The organism is Halomonas sp. 11-S5 (assembly GCF_029889825.1).
Taxonomy (GTDB): Bacteria; Pseudomonadota; Gammaproteobacteria; order Pseudomonadales; family Halomonadaceae; genus Halomonas.
The window spans coordinates 16,820-39,718 of sequence record NZ_JARANW010000011.1; the positions used below are offsets into that span (position 1 = coordinate 16,820).

Sequence of the window (22,899 nt, forward strand, 5' to 3'; positions counted from 1 at the left end):
TCGTTGTGCGGCAGCGGGCGGCCATGGGGCCCTGCACGGCGGACGAGATCATCCGCTGCGCCGGCAGAACCGGGGCACCGCGAGTGGTTCGAGGGTGGCCATTGGTACAGGCTCGCTGACATCGCTGCAAGTTTCTGCGCCGATTTGCAACGAATGTCACGCTTTTGACGGACAACTGCAACGAATGTGCAATACCGAAGCCGGCGCGGGTGAACCGGTTCGGCTCCGCGCCCGGGGGTGGCTGATCAGCAGCGCGGCAAACACCGCCGGGGCGAAACACGGGGCAAACAACATCGGTGACTCCGGACGGGGGAGCGGGCAGGGGGTAGACTGCGAATTCCACGCCAGCGCCCCGGTGGATGCCGCGCGGTGCGCCCCATGGGTCGCAACAGGAGCCCGCATGCAGATACTCGCCGGCCAGATCGCCATCCCCCGCACCCGCTGCCGCGATGAGCAGCTCACCCACCTGCGCCGCGTTGCCGAGCGCATACGAGGCGCCTGTGCCCGGGGCACCCCCGACCTGGTCGTGCTGCCGGAGCTGGCGGCCCAGGAATACGGCGACGAGGCCTTTGCCTGCCTGGAGGCCCTGGACGACGACCTGAGCGGCCCGGTTGTCGGGGTGTTCGCCGAGCTGGCCCGGGAACTCGGCACCACCATCGCCTTCGGCGTGGCCCGGCGCGCCGCTGGCCGGCGCCATATCAGCCAGATACTGGTCGGTCCCGACGGCCGCCTGGCCGGCGTCTACGACAAGCTGCACTGCGCCCAGTTCGGGGCCTCCGGCGAGGCCGCCCACTTCTCGCCGGGCGAGCGGCTGCTGGTCACCGAGGTCGCCGGCTGGCGGGTCGGGGTGATGATCTGCTACGACCTGCGCTTCCCCGAACTGGCCAGGCGCCTGACCGACGAGGGCGCCGAGCTGATCCTGCACCCGGTGGCCTTCACCCGGGACTTCAGCTTCGCCAGCTGGCACGCTTTCGTCACCACGCGCGCCATGGAGAATCAGCTCTACTGGCTGAGCCTCAACCGTGCAGGAGAGTCCTGGGGCCAGTCGCTGTTCTGCCCGCCGCTGGTGGACGACGACCACCCTTCTCTCGCTTTTGGCAGCGACGAGCAGTGGCGCTGGCTGAGTCTGGATAAGCAGGCGGTAAAGGCGGCGCGAGCGCGTCTGCCGCTGTCCCGGGACCGCCGCAAAGACCTTGAAGTCCTGCCGCTCTGGCGACCAGACTGAACCGCATCAGCCGTCAGGAGGAGAGCGTGATGGGCACCATCGAATGCGTCCAGGGCGATATCGCCCGCCAGGCCGACATCGACGCCGTGGTCAATGCCGCCAACGCACAGCTGCGCAGCGGCGGTGGCGTGGCCGGTGCCCTGCATCGCGCCGCGGGCCCCGGGCTCGCCGAAGAGTGCCGCCCGCTGGCGCCGATCCGGCCCGGCCAGGCGGTGATTACCGGTGCCCACGGGCTACCCAACCGCCACGTCATCCACTGCCTGGGGCCGGTCTACGGCGTCGACGAGCCCGCCGACGAGCTGCTGGCCGCCTGCTACCGCAACGCCCTCGAACTGGCGCAGCACGAAGGCATCCGCTCCATCGCCTTTCCGGCCCTCTCCGCCGGAGCCTTCGGCTACCCACCGGCCGAGGCCGCCCGCGTGGCGCTCGCCACGGTGCTGCAGACGCTGCCCGAGTGCCCGGGCATCGAGCGGGTGCGCTTCGTGCTCTTCGATGCCGACAGCACCGCGCTCTACCAGCGCACCCTGGCGACCCTGGAGAGCGCAGTCAGGGGTCATCTACCCTAGGTTGTAGCCCAGCATCCGCGGCAACCAGAGGGCAATCTCGGGGAACACCGCCACCAGAACGAGCGCGCCCGCCATGGCCGCCACGAACAGCAGTGCCCAGCCCAGGGTCTGCTCCAGGCGGACCTTCGCGACCTCCGTCGTCACCATCAGGTTCACCGCCACCGGCGGCGTGAACTGGCCGATGGCGATGTTCATCGCCAGCAGGATGCCGAACCACACCGGATTCCAGCCGAAGTGCTGCATCACCGGAATCAGGATCGGCATCATGATCAGGTAGATGGAGATGGCATCCAGCAGCATCCCGGCCACCAGCACCGCCAGCATGACCAGGACCAGCAGCAGGGGGCCGCTGTCGGAGAGCCCGACGATCCACTCCGCCAGGTGCCGGAAGGTGCCGAGCATGGTGCCGGCCCAGGCGAAGATGCCGGCCAGGGCGATGATCAGCATCACCACCCCCGAGATCACCGCCGCCTCACCGAGCAGCCCCCATAGGTCCCGCCAGCTCATTTCCCGGGTCAGGAAGAGGCCCACCAGGGCGCCATAGGCGACCGCCACCACGGCCGCCTCGGTGGGGGTGAAGAGCCCGCTGCGCAGCCCGCCGAGGATCAGCACCGGGGCGAACAGCGCCGGCAGCGCCTGCTTGAAGCTCTCGCCCACCCGGGGATGCTCCGCCCCCTCCACGGGCGTGCCCCCTTCCCGGCCACTCCCTTCCCAACCATAGCGACGGGAGACCAGCAGCGCCGGCCCCAGCAGCGCCAACCCGGCGAGGATGCCGGGGAAGAGCCCCGCAGCGAACAGCGCCCGCAGGTCGACCCCCGGCACCACGATGGAGTAGAGGATCAGCGCCACCGAGGGCGGGATCAGGATCGCCGTGGAGGCCGAGGCGGCGATCAGGGTCGCCGAGAAGGGCCGGGGGTAGCCGGCCCGGGTCATGCTCGGCAGCATCACCATGGCCACCGCCGCGGCATCCGCGGGGCCCGAGCCGCTCATCCCGCCCATGATCATGCAGACCAGTACCGCCACCAGGGCGAGGCCGCCATGGCGCGGCCCGATCAGCGCCTGGGCGAAGCGCACCAGCCGCGCCGCCACCCCGGCCCGCTCGAAGATCAGGCCGGTGAGGATGAACAGCGGGATGGCGATCAGCGGGTACTTGGCGATGCTGTTGTAGGTGTTGGTGCCGAGTGTGGCCAGCATGGCCGGCGACAGCCCGGCCAGTATCCCCACGGCGCCGGCCAGACCCAGCGAGAAGGCCACCGGCACCCCGGCGATCAGCAAGCCGGCGAAGGCCAGCAGCATCCACAGATCAGGACTCATCCTCGAGCCTCCCGCGCAGGCGATCGCGGGTCTGCTGCACCTGGCGCAGCAGCATCAGCCCCGAGAGCAGCGGCAGCCAGGCGAGGTACCACCACTGCGGCAGCCCCAGCCCCGGGGAGAGCGAACCCCACTGGAACTCCTGCCAGGTCAGCTTGCCCCCGAACCAGGTGATCAGCCCCAGCACGATGAGCCCGCAGCCTCCCTGGAAGAGGATCAGCGCCTGGCGCGCGGCCCGGGGCAGGGCGCGCTCCAGCAGGCCGATACGGATATGACCGTTGCGGCGCAGCGCCACCGAGGCACCGGCGAAGGTCAGCACCACCAGCAGGAACACCGAGAACTCCTCGGTGAAGGCGAAGGAGGCATCGGTGATATAGCGCACCAGCACGTTGGCCAGGCTGATCAGGCTGATGACCAGGATCGCCAGGGTCGCCAGCAGGCGCTCGAGTCTTGCATCGGGACGTTTCATGGGCGTCGCGGTGTCATGGGGTGGGAAACGCCATCGGCCCCGCGGAGGGGCCGATGGCACGGGCGCTGCGGGAGGTCACTCGCCCTGCATGTCGGCGCGGGCCGCCTCGACGATCTCGCTGCCGATGCGCGGCAGCCACTCATCGTGGACGTTCTCGGTGGCCTCGACGAAGGCCTGGTGCTGCGCCTCGTCGAGCTCGGTGACCGTGACGCCGCGTGCCTTGATCGCCGCCAGGCGCTCGGGTTCCTGCTCGCGGGTCATGGCGATCTCCCAGGCGCCGGCTTCCTCGGCGGCCTCCCGCAGCAGGGTGTGCTCCTCTTCGGAGAGGGAGTCCCAGACCTGCTGGTTCACCGCGAAGACCAGGGGGTCGTTCATGTAGTTCCACAGGGTCAGGTGCTCCTGGCCTACCTGGTCGATGCGCGCCACGTCGAACACCGAGAGCGGGTTCTCCTGGCCATCCACCGCCCCGGTGGTCAGCGCCGGCTTGGCATCGGCCCAGCTCATCTGGGTGGGGTTGGCGCCCAGCGCCGAGAAGGTGTCCTGGAACAGCGGCGAGCCCACCACGCGAACCTTCAGGCCGTCGAGGTCGCCCGGCTCGTCGATGGGCCCACGCGAGTTGGAGAGCTGGCGAAAGCCGTTCTCGCCCCAGGCCAGGGGCACCACGCCACGGGACTCGATGGCGGAAAAGACCATCTCGCCGGCGGCGCCGCCGGTCACCGCATCCACGGCATCCAGGTCGGCCATGAAGAAGGGCAGCGAGAAGAGGTTGAGCTCCGGCACCTGGGGCGACCAGTTGATGGTCGAGCCCACGGCGGCGTCGATCAGCCCCGAGCGCATGGCGGAGAACTCCCGGGTCTGGTCGCCGTTGACGAGCTGGGAATTGGGGTAGACCCGCAGGGTCAGCTCGCCGTCGGAGCGCTCGGCGACCAGCTCGGCCCACTTCTCGGCGGCCTGGCCCCAGGGGAAGGCATCGGAGAGCACGGTGGAGACGGAGAGCTCGCGGGCCTGAGCGGCAGAGACGGACAGCGAGAGGGAGACGGCGGCGACGCCGGCCAGGGCGGCCAGCCGGGTCAGGTGACGAGACGAGTTCATGGCGTGTCCTTGCTGTGTCGGGCTCGGGGCAGGCCCGCGACGGGACTGCCCGGCATCGTTATAGGTAGGCGTCATCGACGCCGCGAACCTCAAGATGCCCTGTCATCCCGTGTGCATGCAAGGCAGGACGCCGCCCTGCCCTGTCCCCGGGTTCAACGCACTTGCTGTTCTGGGACCTTTCGCGTCGTCCCGCGGTGGGATTCATTTCGCGGCGGCCCCCGCACAGAGCCCGCCGTCGCCCGGCCAGCTGACACAATCGCCCGCCGCCACGCCCATCGCCTCGAAGGCGCCGGCATTGACCTCCAGGGCCGCCCGATAGGGTACCGCGGGGCGCGTCACCGGGCACTCCCCCGGCCGGGCGGCCGTGCACGGCGCCATGCGGTGGATCTCGGCGATGCGGCCCGCCTCGTCGATGAAGGCGATATCCAGCGGAATGCGCGTGCGATACATCCAGAAGCCGTTGCGCGAGGACTGGGGGCGGTCGTAGAGGAACAGCATGCCGGCCTGCTCCGCCAGCTGGTCGCGTTCCATCAGGCCACGGCTGCGCTGGTGGATGGTGCGCGCCACCTCCACCGCGAGGCGCCGGGGGCCCTGCTCGCCGTGGATCACCAGGGGGACGGTCTCGAGGGCCTGTGTCCCCGAATCGGGCCCGGCGGCGGGCAGGACACGCGGCAGCAGGGAGGCGGCGGGCAGCAGGGCCAGGCCCAGCAGCAGCTGGCGGCGGGTGGCGTTCATGGCAGTTTCCTCAGCGGTCGGGATGGGTGACAGGGGCGTCGGGCATCAGGTGGATGCCGTCGGCCAGCAGCGAGACCCCCACCGCCTCGCCGCGGGCCAGGCCATTGCGCCGCGCCGCATGGGTGGGGAGCTCGAAGCGCAGGGTATCGTCGCAGTGATCGAAGGCCAGCGCCACGGAGGTGATGCCGCCCAACACCGCCATCTCTACCACCTGGCCCTGGACCGGATTCTCGCGTTCGCCCCGCGAGGGGCGGCCGCGACGATGAAGGACCACGTCCGAGGGCGGCAGGTACCAGCTGACTCGCTGCCCGGGCCTCAGTCCCGCCAGGCCCTCCGCCACTTCCAGGCGCCAGGGGCCCCATTGCAGGCGGCGCCCCTCGTCATCCGCGGCCACCCTGCCGGTGAAGACATTGTGGCGGTCGAGCAGCCGCGCCACCTCAGGGCTGGCCGGCCGGCGGAAGAGCTGCTCGGCCGGCGCCTGCTGCAGGCTGCGGCCGGCGTGCAGCACGCAGAGCCGGTCGGCCAGGGCGGCGGCCTCGTCGAGGTCATGGGTGACCAGCACGATGGGGATGTGGATCTCCTCGCGCAGCAGGGCGAGTTCGCGTTGCAGGCGGCGCCGGGTGACCTGGTCCACCGCCGAGAAGGGCTCGTCGAGCAGCAGCACCCGCGGGCTTCTGGCCAGGGCCCGGGCCAGGGCGACCCGCTGGCGCTGGCCGCCGGAGAGCTCGGACGGCAGCCGGCCGGCCAGGCCGTCGAGGCGCACCCGGGCCAGCCACTGCTCGGCGGCCCGACCGCGCTCGGCGGCGGGCAGATGGTCCAGGGCCACCATGACGTTGGCGCGCGCATCCAGGTGCGGGAAGAGCGCATAGTCCTGGAACACCAGCCCCACGCGACGCTGCTGGGGACGCAGCGAGCGCCCCGCCTCGGCATCGAACCAGGTCTCGCCGGCACAGTGGATCACGCCTCGCGCCGGCCGGTAGAGCCCGGCGATGGCCCGCAGCAGGGTGGTCTTGCCGCTCCCTGAAGGGCCCACCAGGGCCAGCAGCTCGCCGGGCTCGCAGTGGAAGTCGGCGTCCAGCGGGATCGGCCCCGCCTGCTGCAGCTGCACCGCCAGGCGAGCCTGGCTCGCGGGCAGTTCCGGCTCAGCCACGCCGCCACCTCCGGCGTCCTGCCAGGCCGTAGACCACCCCGATGGTCAGGAAAGAGACCAGCAACAGCATGGCCGACATGACGGCGGCTCCAGATTCGTCGAAGGCCTGCACCCGGTCGTAGATGGCGATGGCCAGGGTGCGGGTCTCGCCATCGATCGACCCACCAACCATCAGGATCACGCCGAACTCGCCTAGGGTATGAGCAAAGGTCAGCGCCAGGGCCGAAACCAGCCCCGGCCACACCAGCGGCAGCTCGATGCGCCACAGCGTGCGGCCGGGCGAGAGGCCGCTGCACCAGGCGGCCTCGCGCAGGTTGGGGGGAATCGACTCGAAGGCACGCTGGATCGGCTGCACGGCGAAGGGCAGGTTGGTCACCAGCGAGGCGAGCAGGATGCCACTGAAGGTGAAGTTGAGGGTCGTGCCAGTCAGCGAGGCCCAGACGGCACCGAAGGGGGCCTGCTGGCCGAAGCTCTGCATCAGGTAGAAGCCCAGCACCGTCGGCGGCATCACCAGCGGCAGCGCCACCAGCGCCTCGCACAGCGGCTTGCCGCGAAAACGCGAGAGCGCCAGGGTGCGCCCCAGCCAGAGGCCCAGAGGAATCAACAGCAGGCTGGTCAACGCCGCCAGGCGCAACGAGACCGAGAGCGCCGGCCAATCCATCAGGAGGCATCATCCCGCGGGGGTGGCTCGAAGCCACGGCGCTCGAGGATCGACCGTGCCTGCTCCCCCTGGAGCCAGGCATAGAAGGTCCGCGCCCCCTCCCCGGCCCCATCGATCAAGGCCATGCGCTGCACCAGCGGAGCGTGCCAGTCGGCGGGAATCAGGACATGTTCGGCCTGCTCGGCCACCGTCGGGGCCAGCGCCAGGGAGTAGGCCACCAGGCCGCCGCGGGCCTCGTCCGCCAGGGCGAAGCGCGCGGCCTGGGAGACGTTCTCGCCGAGGATGCGCAGCGGGGCCGACGCTTCCCAGAGCCCGGCATGGTCGAGGGCCTGGCGGGCCGCCACGCCGTAAGGGGCATGCTCGGGATTGGCCAGGGCAATGCGCGGCCGGTCCTGCCCGGCCCGGTGGGCGTCGATGGCCACACGCACGCCGGCCAACGGCTCATCGCTCGAGGGCAGCGCGCCACGTCCCCTGGCCTGCAACCAGACCAATCGTCCCACGGCGTAGACCACGCCCTCCCCCTCGGTGAGGCCCGCCTCCTCGAGCACGCGCACGTTCGCCTCGTCCGCCGAAAGAAACAGCTCGAAGGGGGCATGCTGCAGGATCTGGCGACTCAGGTTGCCCGAGGCGCCGAAGTTTACCCTGACATCATTGCCGGTCTCGTCACGGTAGGCCGCGACGAGCTCGGGGAACACGAACTGCAATGACGAGGCCGCCGCCACGGTGGGCGCCTCGGCCAGGGCCGCAGGAGAGGTCAGGACGAGCCAGGCGACCAGGGCCCAGCGTAGGAAAGAGAACATGCAGGATTCCCGAATGGCGATAGGGTCGCGCCATTGTCGACCAGGCCTGCCCCGATGAACAAGGCGAGCTCGTGGAACTCACCTCGGCCTTGATGCGGGTCAGACAGGGCCTCGCACTCGGTCAGGCCTGCTGGTGGGAACGCCCGAGAATCGCCATCAGGTCGATGCGGGTCTCGCGGGGGCTCAGGTCGAGCAGCGCCTCGAGGCTCACCAGATGGTGCTGGATGCCCTCCCGGGCCGCCTGGGCATCGCCTTGCTCGAGCGCTGCCAGCAGCGCCGTGTGATCGCCCTCCAGGAAGCAGGAGGCCAGGTTCGGCCGCTTGTAGAGAGCGATGACGATGGAGGTGCGCAGGATCAGGTCGGTGAGCATGGCCCCCAGCACGCGGTTGGGCGAGTGCTCGGCCAGCAGGTGGTGGATGGCCAGAGAGTGCTCGATGCGGGCCGGCTCGTCGCCCCGCCCGTGGGCCTCGATCTCGTCCCGAGCCTGTGCCGCGAGCCGGTCCCGCGAGGCCGCATCGAGGCGGCCCGCCAGCAACGCGGCCACCTCCCCCTCCACCAGGCGGCGGGCCGCGAAGGTCTCGCGGGTCTCCTCGATGCTCGGCGCGCGGACCCGTGCCACCTGGTTGGGACGCTGGTCCACCACGCGCTCGGAGGCCAGCCGGGTCAGGGCCTTGCGCACCACCGAGCGACTCACTCCGAAGACCTCGCCGAGGGTCACCTCCGGCAACCGGGTGCCGGGCGGCAGGCGCTGCATCAGCACCGCTCGGCGCACCTTGTCGACGATATCCCGGTCGCCGATGCGACGGTCACCGTTGCGACTTCCGGCCCTGACCTCGGCCAGCACCTCCTGCTGCCACTCGTGCATACGCTGTCCCCCTGCCTGTTCGTGCCGCCAGCGTCTCATCCCGCGAGCGGAATGACCTCATCAAACAGGTTCATCGTATACAAGTCCTGTGTTTTAGACACGGCGAGGTGCCGGGGTCACGGCGAGGGTCACCCGCAGCGCCAGAGGGGTCTCATCACAGTTGCTGCCCTCGCCTCCCCGGTCCACCACCAGGAACTCCCCTTCCTGCTCCAGCACCGACTGGATGGCGTGCCAGGTGCCCGCCTGGTAGTTGACCCCCTGGCGGCCGTCGGTGACGAAGGCGCGCACCTCGGCGGGATCGATCCGATCCCCCGGTGGCGCGACGACCACCACAAACCTTTCTTCATGGAGTGGCATGAAGGCCTGGCTGCCCAGCGGGTGGCGCTCCAGGAAGTCAAGTTCCAGCGGCATCGCCACCGGCTGGCTGACGAAGATGCTGATCAGCGCCCTCGCCTCCTCCCCCAGCGTCTCGACCCTCGCCAGGTCGTGGTAGCGACGGGTCCTCCCGGCGTTGATGGGAAACCAGTCCGCCGTGCGCGTATCGATGACGTCGCCGAAGGGGGCGAAGGCCTCGGGCGTCAGCGGCTCGGCTTTCAGATGCAGCATGTCGACCTCCTAGCGGCCACCCAGGCGCAGCTTCGGGTGGCGGTTGACGTCCTTGTAGAGCAGGTAGCGGAACGGGCCCGGGCCGCCGGCGTAGCAGGCCTGGGGACAGAAGGCGCGCAGCCACATGAAGTCGCCGGCCTCGACCTCCACCCAGTTCTGGTTGAGGTGGTAGACCGCCTTGCCCTCGAGCACATAGAGGCCGTGTTCCATGACGTGGGTCTCGTCGAAGGGGATCACCGCACCGGGCTGGAAGGTGACGATGTTGACGTGCATGTCATGGCGCACGTCGGCCGGGTCGACGAAGCGCGTGGTCGCCCAGCGCCCCTCGGTGTCCGGCATCTCGTGGGGCGCGATATCGTTCTCGTTGACCACGAAGGCCTCGGGCACCTCGATGCCCTCGACCCGCTCGTAGGCCTTGCGCACCCAGTGGAAGCGCACCGGGGCCTCGGCCTCGTTCCTGACCTGCCAACGGCTTCCCGGCGGGAGGAAGGCATAGCCACCGGGGACCATGCGGTGGCGCTCGCCGGCCAGGGTCAGCACCATCTCGCCCTCCACCACGAAGAGCACGCCCTCAGCCTCGGGGTCGAGTTCGGGGCGCTCGCTGCCGCCCCCCGGGGCGACCTCCATGATGTACTGGGAGAAGGTCTCGGCGAAGCCGGAAAGCGGGCGCGCCAGCACCCAGAGGCGGGTGCCCTCCCAGAACGGCAGGTTGCTGGTGACGATATCGCCGAACACGCCCTTGGGGATGACCGCATAGGCCTCGGTGAACACCGCCCGGTCGGAGAGCAGCTGGGTCTGGGGCGGATGCCCGCCGGCAGGGGCATAGTAGGTACGTTGGTTCATGGGGCGTCCTGAAAAAACGTTGGGGCCGAAAGCCGTGCCATCGTAGACATCGCTCGAGGCTGTTCCGTCGACAGGCCTGTTCGGGGGCGCTGTGAACCCCTCCCTGGGCGCTACCGATGCCATCCCTGGCATAGGACCCCCTCCAGACCTGTCCCCGGCGCCTCTCGCTTCGGGCAGCGGCAGTTCAAAGACTCTCGCCAGGATGGCACTCACCCTAACGTGCGATGTAACTCAGCGCGCCGGCGCCGGATGATGCTCCACCCAGTGGCGGGCGATATCCACGCGTCGTGCCACCCACACCCGATCATGGGCCTCGATATGGTCGAGGAAGCACTGCAGGGCGCGGAAGCGCCCGGGGCGGCCCAGCAGGCGACAGTGCATGCCCACCGAGAGCATCTTCGGCGACTCCTCCCCTTCCGCATAGAGCACGTCGAAGGCGTCACGCAGGTAGGTGAAGAAGTGATCCGCGGTGTTGAAGCCCTGGGGCGCGGCGAAGCGCATGTCGTTGCTGTCCAGGGTGTAGGGAACGATCAAGTGGTCGTGCTCGATGCCCTGGCTGTCGCGCTCCCGGGTCCAGAATGGCAGGTCATCGCCGTAGTAGTCGCTGTCGTAGAGGAAGCCGCCCTCATCGAGCACCAGCCGGCGGGTGTTGGGGCTGTCGCGGCCGGTGTACCAGCCCAGCGGCTTCTCGCCATAGAGGCGCTGGAAGATCGCCATCGCCTTCTTCAGGTGCTCACGCTCGACGTCTTCCGGCACCTCCTGGTAATGGATCCAGCGGTAGCCGTGGCAGGCGACCTCGTGGCCCAGTTCCTTGAAGGCATGGGCCACCTCGGGGTGGCGCTCCAGGGCCATGGCCACGCCGAACACGGTGAGCGGCAAGCCGCGGCGCTCGAACTCGCGCAGGATGCGCCACACCCCGACCCGGGAACCGTACTCGTAGATCGACTCCATGCTCAGGTGACGATCAGGGAAGGCGGGGGCACCGATGATCTCGGAGAGGAACTGCTCGGAGCCCTCGTCGCCATGCAGCACGCAGCTCTCGCTGCCTTCCTCGTAGTTGAGCACGAACTGCACGGCAACCCTCGCCCCGCCCGGCCAGTGGGCGTGGGGGGGGGTGCGGCCATAGCCGATCAGATCACGGGGATAGTCGGATGAGGGAACGTGCGTCATGGTGGAACTTCCTGGTTGTTCTGGCACCCTCCGCCGTCGAGAAGGAGCCGGGCGGCGGCGGATATCGTGTATACAATGCAAAGATAGAGTGCACCCACCCCATCCGCAACCCTTCGCCGAAGCCCTCGCCGGCGCGGGGATAGCTCATCGGCGCGCTACCCATCGTGCCCCTTGCAAAATGTCTGACATTAACTACTATAAGATCAGATATTTTCTGGAGCCGATGATGCTCGACGACCTTGTCCTTCCCGCCGATGGCGGCGCCCCGGCCCTGGCGGCGGTGCTCGCCCGCGCCATCCTCTCGGGGCAGCTGCCGGCCGGGAGCGACTTCCCGCGGGAGAAGGATCTCTGCGACCGCTTCGCCGTGAGCCGCAATCGGGTGCGCAATGCCCTGGCCAGCCTGGCCGCCACCGGTCTGGTCGAGCGCACCGCGGGACGCGGCAGCCGGGTGCGAGAGATTACCGGCTGGCACCTGCTCGATCCCCTGATGAGCGACTGGCTGACCGGGCTGGCCCGTCCGGACCCGCGCCTGGTCCGCGAGATCTATGCCTTCCGCCTCTCCGCGGAGCCACAGGTGGCCGAGCTGGCCGCCCTGGCGGCCGACGGCCGTGACCTGGCGCGCCTGGAGGCCGCTTTCGCGGGCATGCGCGACACCGCCGGCACCGGCATGCACCAGCAGCACGCCGAGCATGACGTGGCCTTCCATGATGCCGTCTACCAGGCCAGCCATAACCTGGTGTGGCGCCAGATGGGCCACCTGCTGCGTCCCTCCATCATCGCGCTGATCCAGCACTCCCAGCATCAGGCCGCCTCCCTGGAGGACAGCCTGGAACGCCACCGGCGGGTGATGGAGGCGATCCGCCTGCGCCAGCCACAGGCCGCTCGCCGGGCGGCCCGGGCGGTGCTCGAGCGCACGGCGACGGACCTGGGATTGATACCCACCCCCACTTCCCACACCGAAGGACACCCCGCATGAAGATCACCCGACTCAAGACCTGGCAGGTGCCACCGCGCTGGCTGTTCCTCAAGATCGAGACCGACGCGGGCTGCTACGGCTGGGGCGAGCCGGTCATCGAGGGCCGTGCGGCCACCGTCGAGGCCGCCGTCCATGAGCTCGCCGACTACCTGGTCGGCCAGGACCCGCATCGCATCGAGCACCTGTGGAACACACTGTATCGCGCCGGATTCTATCGCGGCGGGCCGATCCTGATGAGCGCCATCGCCGGCATCGACCAGGCGCTGTGGGACCTCAAGGGCCGCGACCTGGGCGTGCCGGTGCACCAGCTGCTGGGCGGCGCGGTGCGCGACAGGATGCGCATGTACGCCTGGACCGGCGGCGACCGCCCCAGCGACGTGGGCGCCGGCGCCCGGGCCCTGGTCGAGCAGGGCTTCACCGCCTTCAAGATGAACGGCACCCCGGAGCTGGCGATCGTCGACTCCCACCGCAAGGTCGACGAGGCGGTGGCCCGGGTAGCGGAGGCCCGCGACGCCGTGGGGCCCGACGTGGGCATCGGCATCGACTTCCACGGACGGGTGCATCGCCCCATGGCCAAGGCGCTGCTGCGCGAGCTCGAGCCCTTCCACCCGATGTTCGTCGAGGAGCCGGTGGCCCCCGAGCACCTGCCCTGCCTCAAGCAGATCGCCGGCGGCCTGGGCTATCCGCTGGCCACCGGCGAGCGCCTGCACACCCGCTTCGAGTTCCGCGACCTGCTCGCCGACGGCATGATCGACATCATCCAGCCCGACCTCTCCCATTGTGGCGGCATCAGCGAGGGGCTGAAGATCGCCGCCCTGGCTTCGGCCCATGACGTGGCGCTGGCCCCGCACTGCCCGCTCGGCCCGCTGACCCTGGCCGCCTCCCTGCAGCTCGATGCGGTGTGCCACAACGCCTTCATCCAGGAGCAGAGCATGGGCATCCACTACAACCGCGACAACGACGTGCTCGACTACCTGGTCGACAAGTCCGCGCTGGCCATCGAGGAGGGCTTCTGCGCCATTCCCCAGGGGCCGGGACTCGGCGTGGAGATCGACGAGGCCTTCGTCGAGGAGCGCGCGCAGGTCGGCCACCGCTGGCGCAATCCGGTGTGGACGCATGAGGACGGTTCCATCGCCGAATGGTAGGGAACAAGGAGAACGACATGAGTTTCGATTTTCACGATCTGGCCTTCGGCGACCTGAAGGGCCAGAGCGTCTTTATCACCGGCGGCGGCTCGGGCATCGGCGCGGCGCTGACCGAGGGCTTCCTGGCCCAGGGCGCGAAGGTGGCCTTCGTCGGCCTGTCCGACGCCGGCGAGTTCTGCGACGCCATGGAGGCGAAGTACGCCAACCGGCCCCTGTTCATCGAGTGCGATATCCGCGACGTGGCGGCGCTCAAGGCCGCCATCGCCCGGGCCCGCAAGGCCCACGGCCCGATCGGCGTGCTGGTCAACAACGCCGCCCGGGACACCCGCCACTCGTTGGACGACTGGAGCGTCGAGGACTGGGACGACTCGCTGGCCACCAACCTGCGCCCGCAGTTCTTCACCGCCCAGGCGGTGGCGAAGGACATGCGCGAGCTGGGCGGCGGCGCCATCATCAACCTGTCGTCCAACAGCGTTCACCTGGGCCTTTCCGGCTACCCGACCTATGTCACCGCCAAGGCCGGCATCCTGGGCCTGACCCGGGCGCTGGCCCGAGAGCTCGGCGGTGATGCCATCCGCGTCAACTGCCTGATCCCCGGCTGGGTGATGACCGAGCGCCAGAAGGCGCTGTGGGTCAACGACACCGACCTGGCCGAGTGCCTGGATCAGCAGTGCCTCAAGGAGGCGATTCCGGTGGAGGACATGATCGGCCCCTGCCTGTTCCTGGCATCAAAGGCCTCAAGGATGATGACCAGCCAGGAACTGATCGTCGACGGAGGGCGGGCATGAGCCAGACACGCGAGATCGCCGAGCGCCTGGCCTGGGTCGGCGTGGACTGGGGCTCGAGCAACCTGCGCGCCTGGGCCCTGGACGCGCACGGCGAGGTACTGGCACGGGCCGGGTCCGAGCGCGGCATGCTGTCGCTGGCCCCGAGCGACTACGAGGCCACCCTGCTGTCGACGATCGGCGACTGGCTGCCCGCTGATGGCCGCGTACCGGTGCGCATCTGCGGCATGGCCGGCGCCCGCCAGGGCTGGCGGGAGGCCGCCTACCTGCCGGTGCCGACGCGCCTGGATGGCCTGGCCCGGGGCGCGGTCAGGCCCGCCGTCGAGGGTCCGCGCCTGGACGTCGCGCTGCTGCCGGGACTCTGCCAGCACCCCGATGACGCCGGCCGCCGGTTCGATGTAATGCGCGGCGAGGAGACCCAGCTCGCCGGCCTGGTCGCCCGGGAAGGCGAGGCCTCGGGGCCCGTCTGCCTGCCCGGCACCCATGCCAAGTGGGCCCGCCTCGAGGCCGGCGCGGTCACGCGCTTCGCCACCTTCCTCACCGGCGAGCTCTACCAGTGGCTCGCCGGCCAGTCGGTGCTCCGGCACTCCCTGAATCACGGGCAGGGCGAGGACGACCTGGCCGAGCCCGGCGACCACCAGGCCTTCGTGGCGGCAGTGCAGGAGGTGGCTGCCGCCCCCGAGAGCTTCGGCAACCGGCTGTTCGGCCTGCGCGCCCAGGACCTGCTGGACGGCGACCTGCCGAGTGGCCAGGCACGCGGCGCCCGACTGGCGGCCCGCCTCTCGGGCCTGGTGATCGGCCTGGAGCTGGCCGGCGCCCGGGCGGTGCTGACCGAGGGCGAGACCGTCACCCTGGTCGGTGCCGAGGCACTCTGCACCCGCTATGCCCTGGCCCTGGAAGCGCAGGGCATCGACTGCCGCCGCGTCGACGGCGAAACCGCGGTGCTGGCCGGCCTCGGGCTGGCCCACGCCAGCCTGAGCCACGCCCCCGGCGCCTGCCCCCCTTAGGAGATCACTCATGTCCCTTCCCCTGATCGGCATCCTGCGCGGCATCTCCCCTGATGATGCCGTCGAGGTCGGCGAGGCGCTGCTCGCCGCCGGCATCGAGCGCATCGAGGTGCCACTCAACTCCCCCGACCCGCTGGAGAGCATTCGCCGGCTCGCTAAGGCGCTGGGCGACCGGGCCCTGATCGGCGCCGGCACCGTGCTGACCCCGGGCCAGGTGCGCGACGTCTTCGCGGCCGGCGGACGCCTGGTGGTCTCCCCCAACTGCCGCCCGGCGGTGATCGAGGAGAGCCGCCACCTGGTCATGGAATCCTGGCCCGGCGTGGTGACCCCGTCCGAGGCCTTCGACGCCCTGGACGCCGGCGCCTCCGGGCTGAAGCTGTTCCCGGCGGTACAGGTCGGTATCGAGGGCATGAAGGCCCTGCGCGCCGTGCTGCCGCCGGGCACCCGGCTCTACGCGGTGGGGGGCATCGGCGCCGGCAACTTCGCCGCCTGGCGCGCCGCCGGTGTCGACGGCGCCGGCCTGGGCAGCGCGCTCTACACCCCCGGCCTCACCGCCGGCGAGGTGGGCGAACGGGCCAGGTCGCTGGTCGCCGCCTGGCGCGCGGCCGACGGTGAGCCATGATGAGCGGCGCCAGGGCCGGGGTGGCGGTCGCCTGCGGCTGCGAGCTCGGCGAGGGGCCGCAGTGGCACGCCGCCACGGGCCGACTCTACTGGTGCGATATCCTCGGCCGCCGGCTGCACTGGCTAGAGCCGGCCTCCGGCGCCACCGGGCATCATGACCTCGACCGGATGGTCTCGCTGGCCGCCCCGCTCGAGGACGGCGGCCTGCTGCTGGTGGGCGAGGATCGTCTTAGCCGATTCGACCCGGCGACCGGTGCCCTGGAGCGCTTCTGCGACTTCGAGGCCGACAACCCGATCACCCGCAGCAACGACGCCCGGGTCGACCGCCACGGCAGCCTCTGGCTCTCCAGCATGGGCAAGGGCGCCGAGCCCGGTGCCGGCAGCCTCTACCGCCTCCATCGCGGCGAGCTCACCCGACTGCGCACAGGCCTGACCATTCCCAACGCGATCTGCTTCTCCCCCGGGGGCGAGGCCGCCTGGTTCACCGATACCCCGAGCGGGGTAGTGATGCGCTGGGCGCTGGACCGCGAGGGCTGGCCCCTGGGCGAACCGGCCCCCTGGGCCGACGTCTCGGCGCGGCCGGGCAATCCCGACGGGGCGGTGGTCGATGCGGAGGGGCACCTGTGGCTCGCCCTGTGGGGCGCCAGCCGGGTGGTACGCCTGGACTCGAAGGGCCGCGAGGTGGACGCCATCGCGCTGCCGACCTCGCAGCCCTCCTGCCCGGCCTTCGGCGGGGCGCGCCTCGAGCGGCTCTACATCACCACCGCGCGGGAAGGCATGGACCCGGCCCGGCGCCGGGAGGAGCCCGACGCCGGTCACCTCTTCGTCGCCGCCCCCGGGGTGCCCGGCCTCGCCGAGCCGGCGCTACGACTGGCCTGAGCCTCAGTCGGAGAAGATCCGTTTCAGTCAGAGAAGATCCGGTGCAGGTCCGGCGCCTCCGCCTCCTCCTCGACGATGGAGAGGGAGGCCTCGATGGCCTTGAGGTGGCGGCTCATGAAGGCCTGGGCGCGCTCCCCGTTGCCGGCCGCCAGGTGGCCGATCAGGTCGTCGTGGTCGTGGGACTCGCAGCCCAGGTGGCCGGGGTTGCCATAGACGGCGAGGATCAGCGAGGAGCGCGAGCAGAGCCGCTCGACGAAGTCGGCCAGGGTGGCATTGCCGGCGATGCACGCCAGACGGGCGTGAAAGTCCGCCGACAGCCGGATCGCCGTGCTCTGCTCGCCGGACTTCAGCGCCTGGCGCTCGCGCAGGGCCATGTCGCGAAGCTCGCGCAGGTCCTCCGCGGTGATGCGCCGGGCGACCTCCGGCATCAGCCCGCACTCGACCATCTGGCGGGCGTCGAACACGTCCTTGGCCTCGTCGGCCGTGGGCCGGGTCACGCTGGCCCCGCGGCGCGGCGTCAGCGTGACCAGCTGCTCCAGGGCCAGGCGCTGGAGGATCTTGCGGATGCCGGTGCGGCTGATGCCGAAGACCTCGGCCAGGGCGTCCTCACGCAGGCGCGCCCCGGGCCGGAGGCGGTGCTCGATGATGGCATCGCTGATCGAGCGGTGGATCTCCTCGTGGCGCTCGGCGCCGTCTCCCCTCTTGCCCGGTCGGCCCGCGCCGCCACGTTCGGCAACCGTCTGGCGCTGGTTCATCGAGTCCCCTCCTCCCCTGATCGTCACCGGCATGCGCGATCATTGTATACATATCGCCGGCCTGCCGGCGACCGGCCGGCTCACTCCTCCCAGGCGGCGATGACCGCACGCTCCTCATCGGTCATCCCGGTCATGTTGCCCAGCGGCATGTAGCCGCTCGCTACCACCTCCTTGACCTTCGCCTGCTGGGCCCGGAGCTGTTCGGGAGTGTCATAGGCCATGCCGGCCGGCGGCGCAGTGAAGCCCGGCTGGCTCGGCTCGCGGGAATGGCAGGCCACGCAGCGCGCCTCGACGATCGCGTGCACCTCGTCCAGCTCGGGGGCCACCGCGGCCGTGGCAGTGGCCTGGCCGCTACTCGAGGGGGCCGCCATCCAGAACGCCACCAGGATCAACGCCACCCCGGCCGCCGGATACGCCGGGCGCTTGCGGCCGGCGTGCATCAGCACGAAGTACTGGCGGATCAGGGCGCCGGCGAAGATGAACAGCGACATGATCACCCAGGCCAGTTCATGGGAGTAGGCGAAGGAGTAGTGGTTGCTGACCATCAGCAGCACCACCGGCAGAGTGAAGTAGGTGTTGTGTACCGAGCGCTGCTTGCCGCGCTTGCCGTCCAGGGGATTGGGGGTCTCGCCGGCCTTCATCGCCGTCACCATGCGGCGCTGGCCGGGAATGATCCAGAAGAAGACGTTGGCCGACATGGCGGTGGCCATCACCGCACCGGTGAGCAGGAAGGCAGCACGCCCCGAGAAGATCTGGCTGCTCAGGTAGGCCACCACCACCATCATCACCGCCACGGCGAGGCTCAGCAGGCCGTCGCGCTGCATGTCGGGGCTGATGCGCTTGCACAGCTCGTTGTAGACCACCCAGCCGGCCAGCAGGAAGGCCAGCGCCACCACATTAGCCTGCCAGCCGCTCAGGTTCGCCGCCCAGGCCCAGTCGCTGCCCGGGTTCACCAGGTATACGCTCGGGTTGACCATGTAGAGGATGACGAACAGGCCGAAGCCGGTGAGCCAGGTGGTATAGGCCTTCCAGAACGACCAGTGAAGGTCCTCGGGCAGCTTGTCGGGGGCACTGGCGTATTTCTGGTTGTGATAGAAACCGCCACCATGGACCGCCCACATCTCGCCGAAGACACCCTTCTCCCGGTCCTCGGCGGCCTTGGGTTGGCGCAGGCTGTTGTCGAGCATCACGAAGTAGATCGACTCGCCGATCCAGGCGATGGCGGCGATGACGTGCAGCCAGCGCAGCATGAAGTTGGTGAAATCCAGCAGGTAGGCTTGCATGAGGGGCCTCGTCAAGCGTCTTGTTATGGGCGTATCGGGACGGGAAGCCCCTCAGCTTCCGCGGTAGGTGGAATAGCCATAGGGCGAGAGCAGCAGCGGCACATGATAGTGCTGCGCGGCATCGGCCACGCCGAAGCGCAGCGGAATCACGTCGAGGAAGCGCGGCTCATCGGCCTCGACGCCCCGGGCGCGCAGGTAGTCACCGGCATGGAAGAGCAGCTCATACTCGCCGGTGGCGAAGTCGTCGCCCTCCAGGAGGGGGGCATCACAGCGCCCGTCATCATTGGTGACGACCGCCTTGAGCCGGGTGCGGGTCTCGCCCTCGAAGCGGAAGACCTCGATGCGGATGCCCTGGCCGGGACGGCCCTGGGCGGTGTCCAGCACATGCGTGGTCAGGTATCCCATGGGGTTCTCCTTCGCGTGTCGGGTCGGTACGTGCCTGGCGATGCCCTCACCGGGCAGGCATCATGAAGTCCACAATGAAGACAGTGTTAGCCTTTACTGGGGTACATTTCAATATTTTTTGTATACACTTTATGGCAAAAGCATCGAGATCCCTCGCTGCCCCCTCCCCGGCCTGCCTGGTACTGCGTGCGCCGCCAGGCCGCCTCACCCAGCAGAGGAGCCCCAGGATGACCGACAAGATTCTCACCCCGCGCCCCAGCCAGCTGGACCAGCAGGCCTTCGTGGCCCACTACGGCGACATCTACGAGCACTCCCCCTGGGTCGCCGAGCTCGCCTGGCAGCGCGGCCTGTCCCTCGACCAGGACACCCCACAGGGGCTGGCCGAGGTGATGGGGGCCGTGCTTCGCGAGGCCAGCCCCGAACGCCAGCTCGAGGTGATCCGCGCCCATCCGGACCTCGCCGGCAAGGCGGCCGTCGCCGGCGAGCTGACCGACGACTCCACCCGCGAGCAGGCCGGTGCCGGACTCGACCAGTGCGCACCCGAGGAGCTGGCCCGCTTCGAACGCCTCAACGCCAACTACAAGGCGAAGTTCGGCTTCCCCTTCGTGATGGCCGTCACGGGCAGCGACCGCCACGCCATCCTCGCCGCCTTCGAGGCACGCCTGCCCAATGACCCGGCCGAGGAGCGCCGCACCGCCATCGAGCAGATCAACCGCATCGCCAGCTTCCGCCTGGACGCCCGTCGCGGCTGAGCGAAGGGGTCCTCCGACACGATCGACACCCGCGCGGGACGCGCGTTTTGTCCCGCAGGCGTGGCGACCTACACTGGAGACACGTCTTCCCAACGAGGAGCATCGTCATGTTCCGTGATCGACTCGATGCCGCCGAGCGCCTGGCTCGACGCCTCTCCCACCTGAAGGGGCACAATCCCCTGATCCTGGCCATCCCGCGGGGTGCGGTGCCCATGGGCCGGCTGATCGCCGATGCCCTGGAGGGCGACCTGGACGTGGTGCTGGTACGCAAGGTGGGGGCGCCGGGCAACCCCGAATATGCCATCGGCGCGGTCAGCGAGGATGGCAGCGTGGCGCTGGAGGAGACGGCGCGGCACTACCGCGAGGAAGCGGTGACCCGCGAGACGGAGCGGCAGCGAGCCCTGCTCGAGGAGCGCCGCCGTCGCTATACGCCGGTGCGGGCCCCCATTGATCCGAAGGGACGCATCGTGGTGGTGGTGGATGACGGCAGCGCCACCGGCGCCACCATGGCGGCGGCCCTGAGCACCCTGAGATCACGGGGTCCGCAGACGCTGATCGCCGCCATGGGGGCGGCGCCGCCCGACACCGTGGCACGCATCGAGGCTCTGGCCGACGAGGTGGTCTGCCTGGAGACGCCCTGGAATTTCCAGGCCGTGGGGCAGTTCTTCGTCGACTTCGAGCAGGTGGAGGACGAGCAAGTCATCGCGCTGCTGGGCAGCGAGCACGGCTGAACGGCCAAAGGAGGCCCACAAAAAAGAACACGGGCGCCACCCGAGGGTAACGACCCGTGAATGCCGGCCGGAGCCGGCGCTTGCCATGCTCGATCGCCTGTCGCCTTACTTGGTTGCCGTGGTGGCAGCCTTGACCCCGTCCTCGGCGAGCTTCTGGCTCTTCTGGGCGTACTCCTGGCTCAAGCTCATGATCTTCTCGGCGTCGCCGCGCAGGCGCTCGCCCATGTCCTGGCTGGCCTTCTGCTGGGACGCCACGACCGACTTCAGGCTGTCGGCGTCACGGACATCCAGCCAGCCGCGGGCCTGGGCCAGACCCATGTCGGTCAGGGCGCGTACCGCGTCGAACTGGGCGGCGACCAGCTTCTCGGTATAATCGAGGTTGAGGGCGCCGACGTTGCGTGCGGGTGCCACGAACAGGGACTCGAACTGTTCGGTGGCCTGTTGGGTGGTTGCCTTGCTCATGAAACACCTCCATCTGTGGTGGGACACCGAGGCCTGTCGCCTCGTGCTGCATTGCAACATAGCAGGCTTTTTTGTGCAGCGCAACATATGAAACCTGCCAATGCCGCCGGCCATGAACCACGACGCCCGGCCGGAGCCAGGCGTCGCAGTGACAGACGAGACCGCGTCATTCAGCGGTCACCTTCGGGCCCTTCGCCTCAGCGATAGGCCCCCTCGATGTCGGTGATGCGCAGCGCCTTGCGCCCCAGGCCATCGTGCTGATCGAGCATGCGCTCGATCCAGGCATGGACCGGGTCGGCGTTGGAGACCAGGTCGGCACTGGAGACGCAGCGTGCCCACATGAAGTTGCCGAAGACCAGGTAGTCGGCGCCGGCCGGCGCCTCGCCGTCGAGATAGTCGGCCTCCTTGAGCCGTCCGCGCAGCGGCTCCAGGGCGGCATCCAGCTGGGCCAGGCCCTTGGCCGGGGAGTGGAACTCCTCGAGAGTCCGACCGAAGCGCTTCTCGCGGGTCTCGCGGAAGTAAGCGCGGTCGTCGGGGTGGATGGCATTGAACAGGTCCATGATGATGGTGCGTATCATCGCTGGGGCCAGTGAACGTTCGGCATAGTGCTTGAAGAAGCGTCCCCGCGCCTCGGTCAGCCCCTCGCCCAACAGCGGCGCCTCGGGATAGGTGCGATCGAGGTAGCGCAGGATCTCGTAGCTGTCGGTGACCACCTCGTCGCCGTCGACCAGCACCGGCACCTTGTCATAGTCAGCGAAGGCCAGGGCCTGTTTGTCGGTGAAGTGCAAGGGGTGCGTCTCCACCTCCAGCCCCTTGTGGGCCAGCGCGTAGCGAACGCGCCAGCAAAAGGGCGAAAAGCGTAGCCCCTCGTCGATGCCGCAGAGCTCATATAGCACACGTGTCATGCTACCTCCTGGTATCCGCTCATGGGTATGGCTCGATAGTGCCAGCCTTTGCCGGACACCGCCAACGCCGCGGCGGGCTACATGATCGACATCCACTACGTGGTGGCGGCCTTGGCCACCGTGGGCCCGCTGTCCGGACAGGACAGGTCGCAGGGCTCAGCCGATTCGCTTGAGCTGCGCCGCATGGTGCCGGCCGCGCTCCACGTAGCCCTCGGCGTTCTTCCTCAGGCCCGCGATAGCCTCCTCGGAGAGCTCGCGCACCACCCTGGCCGGCGCCCCCACGATCAGCGAGTTGTCGGGGAAACTGGCGTTCTCCTTAACCACCGCCCCGGCGGCCACCAGGCAGTTGTTGCCGATCACCGCCCCGTTGAGGATCACCGCCTGAATCCCCACCAGGCTGCCGTCGCCGATGGTGCAGCCATGCAGCATCGCCTGGTGGCCCACGGTCACGCCCGTGCCGACCGTCAGCGGGTAGCCGGGGTCGGCGTGCAGCACCGCCCCGTCCTGGATATTGCTGCCCTCGCCGACCTCGAGGTGGTCGGTGTCGCCGCGCAGCACCGCCTGGTACCAGACGCTGGCGTTGCGCTTCAGGGTGACCCGACCGATCACGTCCGCCGTCTCGGCCACGTAGACGTCGTCACCGATCGCCGGACGGTCGTCGCCATACTGATAGATCGCCATGGGGGTTCCTCCTGCGAAA

Annotated in this window: 27 protein-coding genes; 10 read left to right on the forward strand and 17 right to left on the reverse strand. The window is 69.6% G+C overall.

Features of this window, described 5'->3' with window-relative positions; genetic code table 11:
* Window positions 1-400 precede the first annotated feature (400 nt).
* Entirely contained in the window at window positions 401-1,225 is an 825-nt protein-coding gene (locus OP497_RS09595) for a carbon-nitrogen hydrolase family protein (protein WP_280547983.1), read from the forward strand.
* 29 nt (window positions 1,226-1,254) lie between these two features.
* Window positions 1,255-1,791: a macro domain-containing protein gene (locus tag OP497_RS09600; protein WP_280547984.1), complete on the forward strand. Its 537-nt coding sequence runs from the start codon at window positions 1,255-1,257 to the stop codon at window positions 1,789-1,791.
* Here the strand turns inward: OP497_RS09600 and OP497_RS09605 are convergent.
* The 11 genes from OP497_RS09605 to puuE all read right to left on the reverse strand — a co-directional run bounded on the left by OP497_RS09605 (window position 1,783) and on the right by puuE (window position 11,493).
* Window positions 1,783-3,105 carry a TRAP transporter large permease gene (locus tag OP497_RS09605; protein WP_280547985.1) on the reverse strand — a complete coding sequence of 441 codons (1,323 nt, stop codon included), beginning with the start codon at window positions 3,103-3,105 and terminating at the stop codon, window positions 1,783-1,785. The two genes, OP497_RS09600 and OP497_RS09605, sit on opposite strands and share 9 nt — an antisense overlap.
* Entirely contained in the window at window positions 3,095-3,571 is a 477-nt protein-coding gene (locus OP497_RS09610) for a TRAP transporter small permease (protein ID WP_280547986.1), read from the reverse strand. Before OP497_RS09610 ends, OP497_RS09605 begins: the two co-directional genes overlap by 11 nt.
* 75 nt (window positions 3,572-3,646) lie before the next feature.
* Window positions 3,647-4,663, reverse strand: coding sequence for a DctP family TRAP transporter solute-binding subunit (locus OP497_RS09615; RefSeq protein WP_280547987.1), 1,017 nt, complete (start codon window positions 4,661-4,663; stop codon window positions 3,647-3,649).
* 201 nt (window positions 4,664-4,864) lie between these two features.
* On the reverse strand, window positions 4,865-5,398 hold the full coding sequence (locus tag OP497_RS09620) for a DUF192 domain-containing protein (protein WP_280547988.1): 534 nt from the start codon (window positions 5,396-5,398) through the stop codon (window positions 4,865-4,867).
* 10 nt (window positions 5,399-5,408) lie between these two features.
* Window positions 5,409-6,548 carry an ABC transporter ATP-binding protein gene (locus tag OP497_RS09625; protein ID WP_280547989.1) on the reverse strand — a complete coding sequence of 380 codons (1,140 nt, stop codon included), beginning with the start codon at window positions 6,546-6,548 and terminating at the stop codon, window positions 5,409-5,411.
* Entirely contained in the window at window positions 6,541-7,209 is a 669-nt protein-coding gene (gene modB / locus OP497_RS09630) for a molybdate ABC transporter permease subunit (protein WP_280547990.1), read from the reverse strand. Before modB ends, OP497_RS09625 begins: the two co-directional genes overlap by 8 nt.
* Window positions 7,209-8,009 (reverse strand): molybdate ABC transporter substrate-binding protein, encoded by an 801-nt coding sequence (modA, locus tag OP497_RS09635; RefSeq protein WP_280547991.1) that lies wholly within the window; start codon window positions 8,007-8,009, stop codon window positions 7,209-7,211. Before modA ends, modB begins: the two co-directional genes overlap by 1 nt.
* Window positions 8,010-8,130: 121 nt before the next feature.
* Complete coding sequence (locus OP497_RS09640; RefSeq protein WP_280547992.1) at window positions 8,131-8,874, reverse strand: GntR family transcriptional regulator; 744 nt, start codon at window positions 8,872-8,874, stop codon at window positions 8,131-8,133.
* Window positions 8,875-8,967: 93 nt separating this feature from the next.
* Window positions 8,968-9,480, reverse strand: a complete 513-nt coding sequence (locus tag OP497_RS09645; protein WP_280547993.1) for an ureidoglycolate lyase — start codon at window positions 9,478-9,480, stop codon at window positions 8,968-8,970.
* A 9-nt stretch (window positions 9,481-9,489) separates the two neighbouring features.
* Window positions 9,490-10,323 (reverse strand): bifunctional allantoicase/(S)-ureidoglycine aminohydrolase, encoded by an 834-nt coding sequence (locus OP497_RS09650; RefSeq protein WP_280547994.1) that lies wholly within the window; start codon window positions 10,321-10,323, stop codon window positions 9,490-9,492.
* Between the two features lie 231 nt (window positions 10,324-10,554).
* Window positions 10,555-11,493: an allantoinase PuuE gene (gene puuE, locus OP497_RS09655; RefSeq protein WP_280547995.1), complete on the reverse strand. Its 939-nt coding sequence runs from the start codon at window positions 11,491-11,493 to the stop codon at window positions 10,555-10,557.
* Window positions 11,494-11,719: 226 nt separating this feature from the next.
* On the opposite strand from puuE, the gene OP497_RS09660 reads away from it, so the two are divergent.
* From OP497_RS09660 to OP497_RS09685, 6 genes are read left to right on the forward strand one after another with little or no spacing between them, the layout of a single operon-like run.
* A complete protein-coding gene (locus tag OP497_RS09660) occupies window positions 11,720-12,469 on the forward strand; it encodes an FCD domain-containing protein (protein ID WP_280547996.1) in 750 nt (249 codons plus the stop codon).
* On the forward strand, window positions 12,466-13,614 hold the full coding sequence (gene dgoD, locus OP497_RS09665) for a galactonate dehydratase (RefSeq protein ID WP_280547997.1): 1,149 nt from the start codon (window positions 12,466-12,468) through the stop codon (window positions 13,612-13,614). Before OP497_RS09660 ends, dgoD begins: the two co-directional genes overlap by 4 nt.
* Before the next feature lie 17 nt (window positions 13,615-13,631).
* A complete protein-coding gene (locus tag OP497_RS09670) occupies window positions 13,632-14,402 on the forward strand; it encodes an SDR family oxidoreductase (protein WP_280547998.1) in 771 nt (256 codons plus the stop codon).
* Entirely contained in the window at window positions 14,399-15,406 is a 1,008-nt protein-coding gene (locus OP497_RS09675) for a 2-dehydro-3-deoxygalactonokinase (RefSeq protein WP_280547999.1), read from the forward strand. The genes OP497_RS09670 and OP497_RS09675 overlap by 4 nt, the downstream gene beginning before the upstream one ends.
* Before the next feature lie 10 nt (window positions 15,407-15,416).
* A complete protein-coding gene (locus tag OP497_RS09680) occupies window positions 15,417-16,028 on the forward strand; it encodes a 2-dehydro-3-deoxy-6-phosphogalactonate aldolase (RefSeq protein WP_280548000.1) in 612 nt (203 codons plus the stop codon).
* The gene (locus tag OP497_RS09685) at window positions 16,028-16,906 is read left to right on the forward strand and encodes an SMP-30/gluconolactonase/LRE family protein (RefSeq protein ID WP_280548002.1); all 879 of its coding nucleotides are present in this window, start codon (window positions 16,028-16,030) and stop codon (window positions 16,904-16,906) included. Before OP497_RS09680 ends, OP497_RS09685 begins: the two co-directional genes overlap by 1 nt.
* A gap of 23 nt (window positions 16,907-16,929) precedes the next feature.
* Here the strand turns inward: OP497_RS09685 and OP497_RS09690 are convergent, their stop codons facing one another.
* The 3 genes from OP497_RS09690 to uraH form a co-directional block, all read right to left on the reverse strand.
* Window positions 16,930-17,661 carry a GntR family transcriptional regulator gene (locus OP497_RS09690; RefSeq protein WP_280548003.1) on the reverse strand — a complete coding sequence of 244 codons (732 nt, stop codon included), beginning with the start codon at window positions 17,659-17,661 and terminating at the stop codon, window positions 16,930-16,932.
* Between the two features lie 80 nt (window positions 17,662-17,741).
* On the reverse strand, window positions 17,742-18,944 hold the full coding sequence (locus OP497_RS09695) for a urate hydroxylase PuuD (RefSeq protein WP_280548004.1): 1,203 nt from the start codon (window positions 18,942-18,944) through the stop codon (window positions 17,742-17,744).
* A 51-nt stretch (window positions 18,945-18,995) separates the two neighbouring features.
* Complete coding sequence (uraH, locus tag OP497_RS09700; RefSeq protein WP_280548005.1) at window positions 18,996-19,349, reverse strand: hydroxyisourate hydrolase; 354 nt, start codon at window positions 19,347-19,349, stop codon at window positions 18,996-18,998.
* 227 nt (window positions 19,350-19,576) lie between these two features.
* On the opposite strand from uraH, the gene uraD reads away from it, so the two are divergent.
* Window positions 19,577-20,101, forward strand: coding sequence for a 2-oxo-4-hydroxy-4-carboxy-5-ureidoimidazoline decarboxylase (uraD, locus tag OP497_RS09705; protein WP_280548006.1), 525 nt, complete (start codon window positions 19,577-19,579; stop codon window positions 20,099-20,101).
* 107 nt (window positions 20,102-20,208) lie between these two features.
* Complete coding sequence (locus OP497_RS09710; protein ID WP_280548007.1) at window positions 20,209-20,832, forward strand: phosphoribosyltransferase family protein; 624 nt, start codon at window positions 20,209-20,211, stop codon at window positions 20,830-20,832.
* Window positions 20,833-20,937: 105 nt separating this feature from the next.
* Here OP497_RS09710 and OP497_RS09715 read toward each other — a convergent pair whose 3' ends face one another.
* The 3 genes from OP497_RS09715 to OP497_RS09725 all read right to left on the reverse strand — a co-directional run bounded on the left by OP497_RS09715 (window position 20,938) and on the right by OP497_RS09725 (window position 22,880).
* Complete coding sequence (locus OP497_RS09715) at window positions 20,938-21,294, reverse strand: phasin family protein (RefSeq protein ID WP_280548008.1); 357 nt, start codon at window positions 21,292-21,294, stop codon at window positions 20,938-20,940.
* 197 nt (window positions 21,295-21,491) lie between these two features.
* Window positions 21,492-22,199 carry a glutathione S-transferase N-terminal domain-containing protein gene (locus OP497_RS09720; protein WP_280548009.1) on the reverse strand — a complete coding sequence of 236 codons (708 nt, stop codon included), beginning with the start codon at window positions 22,197-22,199 and terminating at the stop codon, window positions 21,492-21,494.
* 156 nt (window positions 22,200-22,355) lie between these two features.
* Window positions 22,356-22,880: a gamma carbonic anhydrase family protein gene (locus OP497_RS09725; protein ID WP_280548011.1), complete on the reverse strand. Its 525-nt coding sequence runs from the start codon at window positions 22,878-22,880 to the stop codon at window positions 22,356-22,358.
* Window positions 22,881-22,899 lie beyond the last annotated feature (19 nt).